This window comes from Maribellus comscasis, from assembly GCF_009762775.1.
Lineage (GTDB): Bacteria > Bacteroidota > Bacteroidia > Bacteroidales > Prolixibacteraceae > Draconibacterium > Draconibacterium comscasis.
On the sequence record NZ_CP046401.1, the window covers coordinates 2,696,678 to 2,712,623 of the forward strand.

At 39.0% G+C, this 15,946-nt stretch carries 9 protein-coding genes; 6 read left to right on the forward strand and 3 right to left on the reverse strand.

Translation table 11 applies throughout. From position 1 onward, the window contains the following. Positions 1–17: 17 nt before the first annotated feature. Positions 18–4,394 (forward strand): PAS domain S-box protein, encoded by a 4,377-nt coding sequence (locus GM418_RS10640; RefSeq protein ID WP_158865875.1) that lies wholly within the window; start codon positions 18–20, stop codon positions 4,392–4,394. Positions 4,395–4,496: 102 nt separating this feature from the next. Next, positions 4,497–7,742, forward strand: coding sequence for a S41 family peptidase (locus GM418_RS10645; RefSeq protein WP_158865877.1), 3,246 nt, complete (start codon positions 4,497–4,499; stop codon positions 7,740–7,742). Between the two features lie 205 nt (positions 7,743–7,947). On the opposite strand, the gene GM418_RS10650 is transcribed toward GM418_RS10645, so the two are convergent. From GM418_RS10650 to GM418_RS10660, 3 genes are all read right to left on the reverse strand, one after another. Then, positions 7,948–8,334, reverse strand: a complete 387-nt coding sequence (locus GM418_RS10650; RefSeq protein WP_158865879.1) for a hypothetical protein — start codon at positions 8,332–8,334, stop codon at positions 7,948–7,950. Positions 8,335–8,428: 94 nt separating this feature from the next. Continuing rightward, complete coding sequence (locus tag GM418_RS10655; protein ID WP_158865881.1) at positions 8,429–10,594, reverse strand: glycoside hydrolase family 97 protein; 2,166 nt, start codon at positions 10,592–10,594, stop codon at positions 8,429–8,431. Positions 10,595–10,900: 306 nt separating this feature from the next. Next, positions 10,901–11,248, reverse strand: a complete 348-nt coding sequence (locus GM418_RS10660; protein WP_158865883.1) for a hypothetical protein — start codon at positions 11,246–11,248, stop codon at positions 10,901–10,903. Between the two features lie 150 nt (positions 11,249–11,398). Here GM418_RS10660 and GM418_RS10665 point away from each other — a divergent pair, with 150 nt between their 5' ends. From GM418_RS10665 to ruvA, 4 genes are all read left to right on the forward strand, one after another. Further along, the gene (locus GM418_RS10665; protein WP_158865885.1) at positions 11,399–12,505 is read left to right on the forward strand and encodes an FISUMP domain-containing protein; all 1,107 of its coding nucleotides are present in this window, start codon (positions 11,399–11,401) and stop codon (positions 12,503–12,505) included. A gap of 253 nt (positions 12,506–12,758) precedes the next feature. Then, entirely contained in the window at positions 12,759–14,180 is a 1,422-nt protein-coding gene (locus tag GM418_RS10670; RefSeq protein ID WP_158865887.1) for a leucyl aminopeptidase family protein, read from the forward strand. Positions 14,181–14,241: 61 nt separating this feature from the next. Further along, entirely contained in the window at positions 14,242–15,345 is a 1,104-nt protein-coding gene (pdxA, locus tag GM418_RS10675) for a 4-hydroxythreonine-4-phosphate dehydrogenase PdxA (RefSeq protein ID WP_158865889.1), read from the forward strand. Between the two features lie 12 nt (positions 15,346–15,357). Further along, positions 15,358–15,939, forward strand: coding sequence for a Holliday junction branch migration protein RuvA (ruvA, locus tag GM418_RS10680; protein ID WP_158865891.1), 582 nt, complete (start codon positions 15,358–15,360; stop codon positions 15,937–15,939). Positions 15,940–15,946: the final 7 nt, after the last annotated feature.

Consider the following 15,946-nt stretch of genomic DNA (forward strand, 5'->3'; position numbering starts at 1 on the left):
AAACCAAACTGTTTGAAATGAAAACCATTTTAGCCATAGATGATCAAGTAGACAACTTAATAACCATTAAGGCCGTCATAAAAAACAACATCCCCGATTGCAGGATTCTCCTTGCCCAATCAGGTCAGGAAGGGATTGAACTGGCTGAAAAAGAACAACCGGATACGGTTCTGCTTGATATTATAATGCCCGGAATGGATGGCTACGAGGTTTGTAAACACCTAAAATCAAATGAAGCGACCCAACACATACCGGTAATAATGGTTACTGCGATTAAAACTGACGCATTAAGCCGGGCAAAAGGTTTAAACACCGGAGCAGATGCATTCTTATCAAAACCCATAGAAGCAGTAGAACTTTCGGCACAGGTTAATGTAATGCTTCGTATCAAAAAAGCTGAAGACAAATTAAGAGCAGAAAAAGAACGATTGGAAGTGTTAGTGGAAGAGAGAACCCGTGAATTAAAAGAAAGCGAAAAAAAATACAAAACTTTGTATTACGACGCACCTCTTCCTTATCATTCTTTAAACGAAGACGGCATTTTCAAAGATGTAAATCTGGCCTGGTTAAACTTATTGGAATATACCAGGCAGGAAGTGATTGGGAAATGGTTTGGAGATTTTCTTCATCCTGACTTTATACAAACATTTCAAAATAAGTTTACAAAATTTAAAGACAATGGTTCTGTCCATAACGTGTTTTTTAAAATCCGGCATAAAAAAGGGCATTATTTGGACATTCTGCTGGAGGGAAGGATTGGATATAATATCGAGGGAGGATTTAAACAAACTTTTTGTGTTTTTCAGGATATTACGATAAGAAAAAAAATAGAGCAGGCATTAAAACAAAGCGAAGAACGATTTCGGAAGGCATTCCAAACAAGTCCTGATTCTGTGAATATTAACCGGGTTGAAGATGGATTTTATATTTCAGTTAATAAGGGTTTTACGAGAATTACGGGGTATTCAGAGGAAGATGTTGCCGGAAAAACTTCTCTTGAGATAGATATATGGGTGGATCTTAATGACAGAAAACGAATCGTTGAGCAATTAAAAAAGGAAGGAAAAGTCGAAAATTTTGAGGCAAAGTTCAGGACTAAATCCGGCGAAATTATCGACGGCCTTATGTCAGCTGCTGTTATTGAACTGGATGGCGTACCTCATCACATAAATATCACCAGAAATATTACTGAAAAAAAGAGAGCGGAAAGGGAACTTTTAGAGAGTGAGAGAAAACTAAATACACTTCTAAATAATTTACAGGGAATTGCTTACCGGTGTAAATTAGATAAAGACTGGACAATGGAGTTTGTAAGCGACGGTTTTGAGCATCTTACAGGCTTTTCGTCAAAAGATGTTTTATGGAACAAGAAGTTTTCGTTTAACGAACTAATTTTTGATGAGGATCGGGAAATTGTTAATTCCAAAATACATCTGGCTGTTGAAAAACACCGGGGTTTTGAAATTAAGTACAGAATTAAAACGGCTACCGACGAAATAAGACACGTATTGGAAAAAGGTGTTGGAATTTATGATAGAATAACCGGCAAAGTAATCGCACTGGAAGGTTTTATATCAGATATAACCAACCAGGTAATTGCTGAACAGGCTTTAAAAGAATCGGAAGAGAAATACAGGTTTTTGGCAAAAAATTCAGTCGATTGTATCTGGACTTTGGACAAAAATTTAAAATTTACCTATTTGAGCCCCGCTTTGGAAACCATTACCGGGTATAGACCTGAAGAATGGTTGGGAACAAAATTGTACACACATTTTACAAAAAACGAATTTGCAAAAGCCAGCACATTTACAAGCAAAGCAATAAGGGAATACCAAAAATTTTCATCAATATATTTTGAAAGCAAAATTCTTAATAAAAACAAGCAGGAGATAAGTGTCGAATTTTCAGCGAGCCTGATGCTTGATGAAAATGACAATTTAGTTGGTTTTCAGGGTACACTTCGTGATATTACAGAACGAATACGTGCCAGAGAGGCTCTAATTGAAAGCGAACGAAAATTTAAAGATTTAGCTAATCTCCTTCCCCAGATTATTTATGAATCTGATCTTGAAGGTAATTTAACCTATATCAACGAACTTGGGTTGAAAACCTTTGGATACGATGAGAATGACTTTAACGACGGCATTAACATTTTAGAAAGTATTGCTCCTGAAGACAGGGACCGTGCTAATGAAATACTCCCAAATATCCCCATACAAAACATGGGCGGAAATCCGGAATATCTTGCGCTGCGAAAAAATGGAGAACAGTTTCCAATCCTGATTTATTCAAATATCATTTTTGAAAAGAATAAACCCTACGGAATGCGCGGCGTTATTGTCGATATTTCCCAACGGAAAGAGTGGGAAAAAACGCTAAAGGAAAGTGAAGAAAAATTACGTCTTATCTTTAATAATTCTCCGGTAGGAATAAGTATTACCGATTTAGAAGGAAAATTTATCGATGTAAATCCGGCTTTGTCAAAAATCACAGGCTATTCGCGCAGCGAGATGTTAAATCGCCACTTTAACGATTTTTCGCACGCCGACGATGTGGATTTAAATGCAAATAAATTTAACAAACTGGTTAATGGCAAAATTTCTTTTTTTGATTTGGAAAAAAGATACATTCATAAAAACGGTAACATTGTTTATGTTTTTATACGTTCGCAGTTGATCCACGATCATATGGGAAATCCGATGTTTCAAACAGCAATGGTTGAAGACATCACAGAGAAAAAAAGAGCAGATCAGATTCAAAAGGTACTGTATCAAATTTCAAATGCTGTTGTTAACTCTGCCAATCTTGAAAGTCTTATACAGTTAATCCGGAAAGAATTGGGAATTATTATTGATACAACCAATTTCTTTGTCGCACTTTACGATGAAAAAACCGAAACCATTTCATTGCCATTTTTTACCGATGAAAAAGACAATCACACTCATATTCCCCATGGGAAATCGTTAACTAAATATGTAATTAATACCCAAAAATCTCTTCTGGCAAATATTGAAGTTAAAAATAAACTTGTTGCTGAAGGGAAACTTGAACAAATGGGAAGTATGTCTAAAGTTTGGCTGGGGGTACCGCTAAAAACGGAAGGAAAAATAACAGGAGTTCTGGCTGTACAAAGTTACAACGACGAAAATGCCTTTAATGAAGCCGATATGAAAATGCTTGAATTTGTATCGGAACAAATAAGTATTGCAATTCAAAGGGTAAAAGCCGAAGAAGAATTGAAAGAAGCATTGGAAAAAGCAAACGAATCAGATCGGTTGAAATCTTCATTTTTAGCTACCATGTCGCATGAGCTTCGGACGCCTTTGAACGCCATAATTGGTTTCTCGGAATTTTTTGATACCACTTTACCTCCGGAAGATGTATTAAATTTTGGCCAGATAATCAATAGCAGCGGGAATCATTTGTTAAGTATTGTAAACGATTTGTTTGATATTACTTTAATCGAGTCGGGGGAAACAAAGATCAGGAAGGAATATGTAAAGCTGAAAAGCATATTGACCGATGTTTTTAACGTTATCGATAATATCAACAACAAAGAATCAAAGGATATAATAATCGAATATGTTGAGCCAATTAATAGGGAAGAAGTTTTAGTTCATACCGACGCAAACAAGCTAAAACAGATATTGATTAATCTTTTGAAAAACGCATATAAATTTACCGACAAGGGCTATATCCACTATGGCTATGAACTGATTCAGGAGGAGGACAAATCTTTTATACGTTTTTTTGTTGAGGATTCAGGTATTGGAATCTCATCAGATAAACAAGATGTCATTTTTGATATCTTCCGTCAGGTTGAAGACACAAGTACACGAAGATACGGGGGAGCCGGAATAGGATTGTCGGTGGCAAAAAAGTTAACAGAACTTCTGGGCGGAAAAATTTGGCTGGAATCAGAGGAAAAGAAAGGCAGCACATTCTATTTCACAATTCCTTATGAAAAAAGTGATGATACCATTCATGAAGCACAATCTGAATTAAACAGTATGGATAGTGTAAAAGCCGGCCGGGTTTTGGTTGTTGAAGACGATGAATCGAGCTATTATTACTTAAAAACAGTTCTCGAAAAAACAGGAGTAAACATCGTTCGGGCAGCTAACGGAAAGGAGGCTGTTGATATTTGTATGTCGGATTCAAACATAAAAATGGTATTGATGGATATAAACCTGCCCATAATGAATGGCTACGAAGCTACAAAGATAATTAAGTCACACTTGCCCCAAATGCCCATTATTGCACAAACAGCCTATGCTGTATCCGGCGACAAGGAGAAAGCACTAAAAGCAGGTTGTGACGATTATCTGTCGAAACCAATTCAGATAAATTATCTCATCGAAAAAATGGAGAAATATTTGAATTACCTAAGTTAACTTTTTCCAACCAATAGAATAAGGTAAAAAACAACTTTGTATTTTATTGGCTTAATTACTACTTTGGAGTATATTTTCTAGTAACAATTAAATCAGTATTCAATGAACATTCTTAAGTCGATTTTGACGCTTGCATTTGTGCTTCCCGTTTTGAACGTGTTTGCACAGGAAAAAGGATATTACCGTTTTCCAACGTTGTACGAAAATTACACCGTTTTTACTGCTGAAGGTGACCTTTGGCAATACAACCAGAAAACAAATTTATGTTACAGGTTAACTACACATCATGGTATAGAATCTAACGCAGCGATATCTCCCGACGGGAAATCGATTGCATTCAATGCTGAATATGAGGGTCCTACAGAAATTTACATTATTCCGTTTGGAGGAGGAATACCCAGGCGAGTTACTTTTGAAGGGCTGAGCGGGAGAAACGGCCCCGTGTTATACGACTGGACAAAAGATGGAAAACTGATTGTTTCCACCAGTTATTTTAATACCCTTCCCGGCAAACAGCTGGTTTTGATTAATCCTGACAATCTGGAATATGAAAAAATTCCTCTGGCGCAGGCTGATGAGGGTGTATTTGATAATGAGGGCAATTTATACTTTACAAGACTGGCAAAACAATCGAGTTTTACAAAACGATATAAGGGAGGAACAGCTCAGAATCTGTGGAAGTTTAATGGTTCAAGTGAAGCGGTCCCGATAACTGCCGGTTATGCCGGAACCAGTAAAAATCCCATGTTCTACAATGGAAAAATTTATTTTCTTACCGACCGCGATGGCACGATGAATTTATGGTCAATGTTGCCCGACGGCAGCGGTCTGAAACAACTTACCGAGTCGGTGAGCTGGGACTTAAAAAATGCAAAACTTCAGGATGGAAAAATAATTTATCAAAAAAAAGCAGATCTTTTTGTTTTTGATATCGCTTCCGGAAAAGAGAGTTTACTCGATATTTCTTTGATTTCCGATTTCGACCAAAAGCGCCCTTATTGGGTGGAAGAGCCTGAAAAAAAAATTCAGGCACTGGATATTTCGGAAAAAGGAGAAAATGTTGTTTTAACCTCGCGGGGAAGGATTTTTACTGCTCCGGCAGACGGTGGCCGTTGGATTGAAATCACCCGAAAAAGCGGAATTCGTTATAAACTGGCACAATTTGGAGGCAAAGAAGATGCGATCTTTTTTCTTTCCGATGAATCAGGAGAAATGGAACTTTGGAAAACCGCCAAAGACGGGTTTTCAAAACCGGAGCAACTAACCAAAGGAAGTGATGTTTTGATTATGAATTTCCTGCCGTCGCCAAATGGAAAATACATTGTTTACACCGAAAAAGATTATGCGCTGAAATTGTGTGATGTGGAAAAGAAAACCACAAAACAAATTGATTTGGACAACGTTGGTGGTTTTGGCAATCTGGCCTGGTCACCCGACAGCAAGTGGTTATCCTATACCGATCCGGCAGATAATCAGGCAGAGCAGATTAAGGTTCTGAACGTTGAAAATGGTAAGTCATATTATCTGACAACAGACCGGTTTGAAAGTTATAATCCTGTTTTTAGTACCGATGGAAACTGGCTCTATTTTATTTCCGACAGAACATTTAATACATCGGTTGGGAGTCCCTGGGGGCCGCGTCAACCAGAGCCTTTTTATAATAAAACGAGCAAAATTTATATGTTGGCGCTAAACGACACCATTCGTTCACCTTTCCTTGAAAACAATGAGTTGAATCCAAAAAAGGAAGAAGGAAAAGATAAAAAAGAGTCAGACACAGAAATGCCTGCCCCAGACATGGAGAATGCAATGAAGCGGCTTTATGAAATTCCTGTTCCTGCTGATAACATTGGAGGCTTGGCAGTAACAGATAAGTACCTGTACTGGATTCAGAGTGATGTCGACGACCGCAGAAACCGGAAATTATTTAGTTTCGAAATTTCAAATAAAAAAGACAACAAGCCAGTTGAGGTTACTGACAAGGTTTCCGGGTACGAAATTTCGGGTGATGGTAAAAAGCTGCTAATTCGTAAATCAGATGGAATTTATGTTACTGATGCCAATGGGAAAAAGGCTGATTTAAAGGACGCAAAAATAAGTCTGAAAGACTGGACATTTAAAATTGATCCGGTGGAAGACTGGAAGCAAATGATGCTTGATGCATGGCGTTTGGAAAGAGATTATTTCTACGACAAAAATATGCATGGTGTGGACTGGGATGCCGTTCTGGAAAGACATCTCCCCCTGGTAAACAGACTTACTGACCGTTACGAGCTGGATGATTTGATGGCAGATATGGTTTCAGAGCTATCGGCACTTCATACCTTTGTAGGGGGTGGCGAGAAACGCGAAGCTGATGAAGATATTCAACCTGCTTATTTGGGAGCACGGATGGAAAAGAACACTTCAAAAGGAGGGTATGTAATAGAACATATTTTTAACGGCGAACCTGATTTGCCCGAAGAACGCTCTCCGCTTTCGGAACCTCACCTTAAAATTAAAGAAGGCGATATTATTACAAAAGTAAATGGTGTTGATGTGTTGGAGGCAGAGCATATTAACCAGTTGTTGAATGAAAAGGCTGCACAAGAAGTACGTTTAACGCTAAAAAACAGTGCCGGAAAAACATACGACGAAATTGTAAAACCAATAAGCATGAGTGCAGATGCCAATCTCAGATACTGCGAATGGGAATATACCCGGCGGCTTGAAGTGGAAGATAAAGGCGACAGCAGAATCGGATATCTGCACCTGCGTGCGATGAGTGGTGGCAATTTTCAGGAGTTTGTAAAAGGGTACTATCCGGTATTTAATCGTGAAGGATTAATTATTGATGTCCGCAATAACCGCGGAGGGAATATTGATAGCTGGATATTGAGCCGCCTGCTCCGAAAAGCCTGGTTTTATTGGCAATCGCGGGCCGGCAGTCCATATTGGAATATGCAATATGCTTTCAGGGGACATATCGTTGTTTTGTGTAATGAATCAACGGCTTCCGATGGAGAGGCATTTTCTGAAGGAATTAAAAGATTGGACCTTGGAACAGTCATTGGTACCCGTACCTGGGGAGGAGAAATTTGGCTGACTTCAAGTAACCGCCTGGTGGATAACGGAATTGCCACTGCTTCTGAAATGGGTGTTTATTCCGAAGAAGGAGAGTGGCTGATTGAAGGACATGGTGTTGAACCGGATATCGTAATTGATAATTTACCACATGAGACTTTTAACGGAAAAGATGCCCAACTGGATGCTGCCATTCAATTCCTGGAAAAGAAAATGAAAGAAGAACCGGTTACCATTCCGGAATTTCCACCATTGCCCGATAAATCAGTTGAATATAACAGATAGAAAAAAAGAGGTCGTTCAAAAAGTAAAATAAATTGAAATGAAACTTTCATTTTATAACCGGCTTTCGTTTTACCCCTCCAAACCTCCCCTAAAGAGGGAGGCTTAAAGTCCCCTACAGGGGATTTAGGGGTAAGAAACAAAGCGGTTACTTACGAATTGTAAGTTAATCCCATTATGAAATGACTTTTTGGACAACCTCTTTTTTTTACTCCACTTTTGTTAAAGTCATTTCCGGAGGTCCACCAGGTCCTCCTTGTCCGCCACCACCCTGAGGTCCTCCTTCCGGCATTTCAACTTTTAATTTAATTACCTTGCCATCCAATTTCCCGGTATGCCCCATGGAATGGTCTCCCATTTTTAAATCGAATGAAAAATCGTTACCACTAACCTTTCCGTTAGTTATTTTCATTTCTCCCATGGGAGTAGAAACAGTCCCGGTAAGCTTTTCTCCGTTAACTTTGAATACAAAAGTCATCTCCATTTTGCCCTGCGGCCCTTCCATGGAGGTTTTCCACTTTCCGTCGATTCCTGCAGCACCGCCAACAGATACAAATAAAAATGCTACAATTGCGGTTAATAGAATTTTTTTCATAATACTGGATTTTTTAGTTTATAGAAAAATTTATATAAATAGTACAGTTCAGGAGGGAAATTTCCCCCACTGCCAATTGCTAAATTTTGCGTATTTAATTATCTGCAGGTTTTAAAATGGCGGCCCATCCTCCACCCTGTTTCATCGCTATTTCAATTTTGTCGGACGACGATACGTTTTTGTTGACAATTTTATAATCAACTCCCCTTTTATTGGCATTTATGCCGTCTTCGAGAATTTCGATTGTATAGTTTTTGTCATCCAGAAAATCCAGAGGGATTTTAAAAGTGCGCTCACTCCAGTCGGTCATTGCTCCAATATACCAGTTTTCACCGCTTTTTCGGGCCATAATCGCATACTGTCCTATTTTCCCGTCAACACCGATGGTTTTATCCCAAACGGTTGGAATGTTTGTAAGGAATTTTAAATACGGTTCTTCACGCATATACAAGGTTGGATTATCAGAAAGCATCTGAATCGGTGCATCATACATAATGTACATCGCCGCCTGATGAGCCCGCGTCCCCTGACTCATCGGTTCAGACGAAATATTTTTGAAGTTGCCAAAGCCAACTGTAACAACCGCACCCGGAGTATAATCCATCGGACCGGCAACCATCCGTGTAAATAACAACGTTACATCGTGCGAAGGTGTAATATCGGTGCTTCCCAATTTGTTGGCTTCCATTCCTTTTACACCTTCAAAATTTACTACATTCGGATATCTCCGGTTCAATCCTGTGGGTTTGTAGGCACCATGAAAATCGAGCAACATTTTTCGTTTTGCCGTTTCCACAGCCATCTCTTCATAAAAATTTACCATCTGCTGATCCCCGCGGTTCATGTAATCCATTTTTACTCCTTTGGCTCCCCAACCTGCAAACTGGTCAAGCATTTCAGCAACTTTTCCAAACATGTCGGTCCATGCAACCCAAAGAATTATATCCACATTTTTATCTTTTCCGTAACGAATAACTTCGGGAATATCGACATCATCGTTATTCAGCCAACCTGCATCAATCAATAAATACGGGATACTATATTTTGCTGCAAAATCGATGTAGTATTTGTAGGTTGGTGTATTGATTCCGGATTCAAAATCGACACCATAAATGTTTGTTCCATTATACCATTCCCATGCTACCTGTCCCGGTTTTACCCAATCTGCCTCAATGGTAGACGGACTTGCCAGTTTGTATACAAGATCGCTCTCCAAAAGACCTGCATCATTAGGGCTTATTACCACTGCACGCCATGGGAATGTTCTGGTTCCTTTGGTTTTGGCGAGATAATCAGCAGTCTCGTTGTTTCCGCCAAACGGTGAACGAGAAACCGTTGTTCCGATAACTGCCGGGGGGAAGACGCCTTTCATCGTAGTGGTGCCGGTTCCTTTTAGAAAGAGGTTGGGATAATCATACAAATCCGATTCAACAATCACCATTTTTGTCCCTTCTTTCGATGAAAAATAAACCGGTAATCCGGCGGTTTCATTTACCGAAGCTACAAGGCTGTCGCCAAAAAGGTACTCGTAAGAATCGGAAAAAGGCGAGCGTTCTCTTCTCTGTGGAAAACCATCGCCGGCAGGAGGCATTCCCTGACCATCCATTTGAGGCCTGTCCGAATTTGGTGTACTCCCCGGAGCCCCTCCTCCCGGGCCGCCGGGGCCGTTGCCAAAACCACCTCTTCTTCGGCCCGATTCCGGATTTTTACTTCCAAAACCAGGTTCGCTTGACGCCGACATCATTTGCCGCATTCCGCCAAATCCACTTCCTGATGAAGGCCATGCAACCTGAAAATTTCCAGCGAAATTATATTCCAAAATTTCATTTTTAACCGTAATCTCATCGTCTTTCAACGTTGTCTCAAAACGATAAGCTACTCCGTCGTCATATGCCCGGAAAGTAACAGAATAATTTCCTGAGAAATCGATTTTTAACTGATTGTATTCATCTGTGATGGTTTTATTTTTTACCGGAACGACTGCCTCAATCAGCGAATTTACACTCGTGTTTTTGGCTTTCCTGACTTTGGGATTTTCCCCTAAAATAGTTCCGCCGTCAATTTCCAACGCAAGTTTCGACGGATTAAACAGAACTTCGTTTTCATACAAAACAGACCATCTGATGTTGTCGTCAACAGTTACATTTATCTCTGTCCTTTTGTCCGGAGATACAAGCTTAAAATCCTTTGCCGCTATAGTGAAACCAACGACAATAAATAATATACTCCACGTAAATTTTAGTTTAAATTTTAGTTTCATAGTTTATTGATTTAGGTGAATAATAATTCAAGTTAAATTACTGAATATGAATCATCAGTAAAGAATACAATAGAAGAACACGGTGTTTTTACCGACAGACTTAAATATTTTAAGGGTTTTCAGACAACTTTAAATACCTAAAATTTCATAAAAAAAGCATGAGGAATGATTATAGTTCCACCGTTACCGAGATATTATTGCCCTTCAATTTCTCTTTGAATACGATTTTACTCTCCGAGACAACCTGCAACTCCTTTTCACCATCTACGCGTAAAATTTGAATGTCAAAAGTTTTCCCAAAAGCATTTAATCTAAAAGGAATTCTTTGAGTGTCGTCCCGTTTACCCGGATTTCAGGTTGTTCTTCGCCGTTAAAGTTTTGGCTTAAACTGGCATGCGTGTTGTTCGGAATAGTTCGCAACATTGGGAAGACCAGTTTCTTTTGGTTTATTAGCTCTCCATTTTCATCTACCCCGTAAGTAATTATTGCTGAAATATTTAATCCGCTCATTTCAATGTGATCCGAATGAGACTGAGACCCTTCAACATCCCAATTAATACTTTGGTCTGCTGCTATTTTCCAAACAAAATTCTTTTCCTGAGAATATAAGCTTAAGCTCAAAAACAGAAACAGGACAATACATGTTTTTTTCATAAATAGCTGGCTTTAGGTTCTGTTGTTATGACTAATTATTTATTTTCGGGTTTAATAAAAACATATTTTTTGAGCAAATTTTTTATAATAGAAAGACCAAAACTTAATTTTGTATTTTAGCTCAATTTAAAAGAAGCGAAAAAAGGTAAGTTGAAAAAAATATTTCAAATATTCCTGTTTGTGTTTCTGGTCATCATTATGGTTCAGTGCCGGAAAGAAAAAATGATTGGGAGCGACCCAATTGAATTAAGTTATATTGTTACTGATGTTTCAGCTTATGCAGCCTATGATGGAGCTATAAATTTGTCAGTTACGGGTGGCATTCCCCCATATGGTTTTTTTTGGTCAAACGGAGAAGTTACAGAAGATATTGACAGTTTGGACGGCGGTATTTACGTTATAATTGTTACCGATAAGTTACACCAGATAAAAGCGGATACCATTGAAGTATTACAACCTGATCCTGATTCCATAATTTTGAGATACGAAATTAATTACCCGACGACAAACGAAGGTAACGATGGTTCTGTTATTCTGACTGTAAAAGGAGGATATCCTCCCTATTCCTATTTATGGTCCACGGGATCGCAAAGTAAAGATATTTTCGGTTTAAGTGCCGACCTCTACACTGTTACTGTAACCGATAGTTTGGGATTAACCAGAACCGACACCATTTCTCTGCAAGATTTTATCGTCGATGTTGAAGGGAACAGTTATGGCACTATAACAATTGGAAACCAAACATGGATGAAGCAGAATTTAAGAGTACAACACACTGCCGGAGGTGAAGAAGTAGAAAGTTTTGTATATCGGAACAGGGACTCTTTAGCGGGAAGTTATGGGAGATTGTATACATGGGAGGCGGCAATGAATGGTTCTAACGAAGATGGTGCACAGGGAATTTGTCCCGATGGCTGGCACATTCCTACCGATGAAGAATATAAAATTCTGGAGATGGCGCTTGGAATGACACAGCAGGACGCAGATAAGAGCAATACCTGGCGTGGTACAGATGTTGGAACCAAATTAAAATTTGGAGGCTCATCAGGGTTTGATGCACTTCTTTCAGGCAGAATGAAAGGTGACGAGACATACAGTTATATGGATAAGATTGAGTATTTGTGGACATCCACAGAGAGTGGCAGTGAAAAAGCCTGGCAAAGAACTTTGGATAAAGACGCAGATGATATCGGGCGTTTTAACTCAGCACCTAAAAACTACGCCTTTTCAGTACGTTGTTTAAAGAATGATAACTAAAACACGTTTCTTTTCTGCTTTTGCATTATTCAACGACTTTGTTCTTTCAACTCAATTGTCTTGGTTCGAAAAAAACAGGTTGTGACTCCTTTTGCTAAAGATTTCTCAGATTTTCCTGACAAATAATAATTTTTTATCAAAATCTTCCCTCTGCAAACCGAGAGCTGTTTCAAGCATTTATATAATTGCTGGCACAACCTGTTTAACAAAGTATGTGTTGACAATTTATTGTATTATTTTTAACAAAAAAAAGATGCAGCCAAAGGTTACAAAAATCACGGGATTAAAAGAAAAAATTTCAACTGCCGCCATATTGAGCAATCCAGACAAGCTTTCACTTTCTTTTTTGGCAGAAAATGAAATTTCATATGTAAAGAAAAAATTGGAGAAGGAGAATGAGTGTGTTGTTTATAAATATCCCGAGATTCTTTTCTTTGGAAAGATAAGGGATACAAATGAAACGCACTTAAGGCTGCAAGCAGCCCGTTTAGCCGGTTCTAAGCTTTTTGATACCTTAAAATCCGAAAAAACAGAATCGGTCCAGTTACTAAATTTTTGTGAACCTGAATTAATGCTTGCATTTCTCGAGGGGCTTCTTCTTTCCGGCTATTCATTTTCAAAATACAAAAAAGAAAAGGATGATTTTACTTTGAAAGAGGTTTTCATTTTTGACAAAGAAACTACACCGGAACAAACAAATGAGTTATTAAACCTTACACAGGCGGTATTTTTCGCAAGGGATTTGGTAAACGAGCCGCTTTCCTTTTTAACGGCAACTCAATTTTCCGAAGAAATGGAAAAATTAGGCGAAGAAGCTGGTTTTTCTGTTGAAGTTTTCAACAAGCAAAAAATACAGAGTTTGAAAATGGGAGGATTAATAGCTGTTAATAAAGGAAGTATCGATCCGCCAACGTTTAACATTTTGGAATGGAAACCTGAAAATGCAACAAATAAAAAGCCGGTAATTATAGTTGGGAAAGGGGTTGTGTACGATACAGGAGGATTGAGTTTAAAGCCAACCCCAAAATCGATGGATTATATGAAAAGCGACATGGCCGGAGCTGCCACTGTGGTGTCAACACTTTATGCAGCAGCAAAAAATAATTTGCCGGTGTATTTGGTTGGACTGATTCCTGCAACTGACAACCGCCCTGACGGAAATGCCTACGTTCCCGGCGATGTAATCACTATGTTTGACGGAACAACCGTTGAAATAAAAAATACCGACGCAGAAGGTCGACTCATTTTGGCCGATGCACTGAGTTATGCAAAAAAATATTCGCCGGAGCTGGTTATCGACGTGGCTACATTAACCGGAGCAGCCGAAATTGTTGCAGGATCTCATGGAATTGTAGGGATGGGAAATACAAAAGAAAAAATGGAAAAGCTAAAGGAAGCAGGAGAAGAAACATACGAAAGAATTGTGGAAGTTCCTTTGTGGGAAGAATTCGGAAAACCTCTGAAATCCGCAATCGCCGATTTGAATAATTTAGGTTCTCGAGAGGCACAGTCGACAATCGCGGGGAAGTTCCTGGAACATTTTACATCTTATGATTGGATTCACCTGGATTCAGCGGGGGTTTCGTTCCTTTTTGAAAAAGATGGTTATCGTCCGGCGGGTGGTACAGGACTGGGTGTGCGCTTGCTTTATAACTTTTTGAAAAAATTCAATTAAAAACGTAACTTTGCCCCTCTTTTGGAAAAAGAGAAACCATTCATTATGAAAAGATAATAAGATGACACAACAGGATATAATAAGGGTCGGAATTTCACATGGCGACATCAACGGAATTGGATATGAAGTAATTATGAAAACACTGCTTGATCCAAGGATTTTGGAGATGTGTACACCCGTTGTTTATGGCTCGCCAAAAGTTGCGGCCTATCACAGAAAGGCACTGAATATAGAAAATCTCAGTTTTAATCATATCCGAACAACAAAAGAAGCGAGTCCCCGAAGGGCCCATATCATTAACTGCATCGACGACAATGTAAGGGTGGAGTTGGGAAAATCAACACCCATCGCCGGCGAATCTTCGTTTATGGCATTGGATCGGGCTGCTTCTGATTTAGAGAAAGGGTATATCGAAGTTTTGGTAACAGCACCAATCAACAAAGACAACATTCAGAGCGATCATTTTAATTTTCCGGGACATACCGAGTTTTTAGCTCAAAAATTTAATTCTGAAGATTACATCATGTTGATGGTTAGTGAGACCATGAAGGTAGGAGTTGTTACTACACACATGCCGCTTTCCAGGGTTTCTGAAAGTCTTTCGAAAGATATCATTCTGAATAAAATCCGTATCATTTCACGTTCCCTCCAGCAGGATTTTGCCATAACAAAACCACGTATTGCCGTTTTTGGATTAAATCCACACGCCGGAGATAACGGATTGTTGGGTTCTGAAGAAAAAGATATTATACTTCCAGCAATAATTCAGGCAAAAAAAGAAGGTATCATTGCGCTTGGTCCTTATCCGGCAGATGGTTTCTTTGGAACTGAAGATTACAGAAAATTTGATGCCATACTTGCCATGTATCACGACCAAGGACTAATTCCTTTCAAACTGGCTTCGTTTGACAGGGGAGTAAATTACACAGCCGGACTGCCATTTATCCGTACTTCGCCTGCACACGGAACTGCTTATTCAATAGCTGGTGAGGATAAAGCATCGCCCGAATCGTTCAGACAAGCTTTATACCTGGCGATTGATATTTACAAAAACCGGAAAATTTATGAGGAGATTTCAAAAAATCCGCTCAAAAAATATGAAATCAATCCCAACCAGGTAGACGAAAGTGTAGATATTGAGGCGGAAGATGATCAAACGCTTTAAACCTGTTTTTCAATGTACGAGTTTATTAAAGGGACAGTTGCTGAATTAAATCCGGCGAGTATTGTTGTAGAAGCCGGCGGTGTTGGTTATTTTGTTAACATCTCGCTAAACACCTACAGCAAGTTAAATGGAAAAAAAGAAACAAAGATTTTGCTTCACCAGGTAGTGAGGGAAGATGCCCATATTCTGTATGGATTTGCAGATAAAAATGAACGTGATTTATTCCGGAACCTGATTTCAGTAAACGGAGTTGGTGCAAATACTGCAATTATGATGCTTTCTTCTTTATCCAGCGAAGAAATTGTGTCGGCAATAACTACCGAGAATGTTGCTGTATTGAAAGCGGTGAAAGGCATTGGAGCGAAAACAGCACAACGTATAATAATTGATTTAAAAGATAAGCTTGGAAAAATCTCCGAAACCAGCCAAATTTTATTAGTGCCAAACAATACTATACGAAATGAATCGTTATCTGCATTAGTCATGCTTGGCTTTACCAAAAAAGAGGCAGAAAAAGCAGTTTCTAAAATTTTGCAGGAGCAACAGGAGGCGACAGTCGAGAGCGTGATAAAACAGGCGTTAAAAAGGTTATAAACAGGGA

Excerpts from the sequence above, each read along its gene's own strand:
- GM418_RS10640 (WP_158865875.1), top strand. The coding sequence starts at position 18 with ATGAAAACCATTTTAGCCATAGATGATCAAGTAGACAACTTAATAACC.
- GM418_RS10645 (WP_158865877.1), top strand. The coding sequence starts at position 4,497 with ATGAACATTCTTAAGTCGATTTTGACGCTTGCATTTGTGCTTCCCGTT.
- GM418_RS10650 (WP_158865879.1), bottom strand. The coding sequence starts at position 8,334 with ATGAAAAAAATTCTATTAACCGCAATTGTAGCATTTTTATTTGTATCT.
- GM418_RS10655 (WP_158865881.1), bottom strand. The coding sequence starts at position 10,594 with ATGAAACTAAAATTTAAACTAAAATTTACGTGGAGTATATTATTTATT.
- GM418_RS10660 (WP_158865883.1), bottom strand. The coding sequence starts at position 11,248 with ATGAAAAAAACATGTATTGTCCTGTTTCTGTTTTTGAGCTTAAGCTTA.
- GM418_RS10670 (WP_158865887.1), top strand. The coding sequence starts at position 12,759 with ATGCAGCCAAAGGTTACAAAAATCACGGGATTAAAAGAAAAAATTTCA.
- pdxA (WP_158865889.1), top strand. The coding sequence starts at position 14,242 with ATGACACAACAGGATATAATAAGGGTCGGAATTTCACATGGCGACATC.
- ruvA (WP_158865891.1), top strand. The coding sequence starts at position 15,358 with ATGTACGAGTTTATTAAAGGGACAGTTGCTGAATTAAATCCGGCGAGT.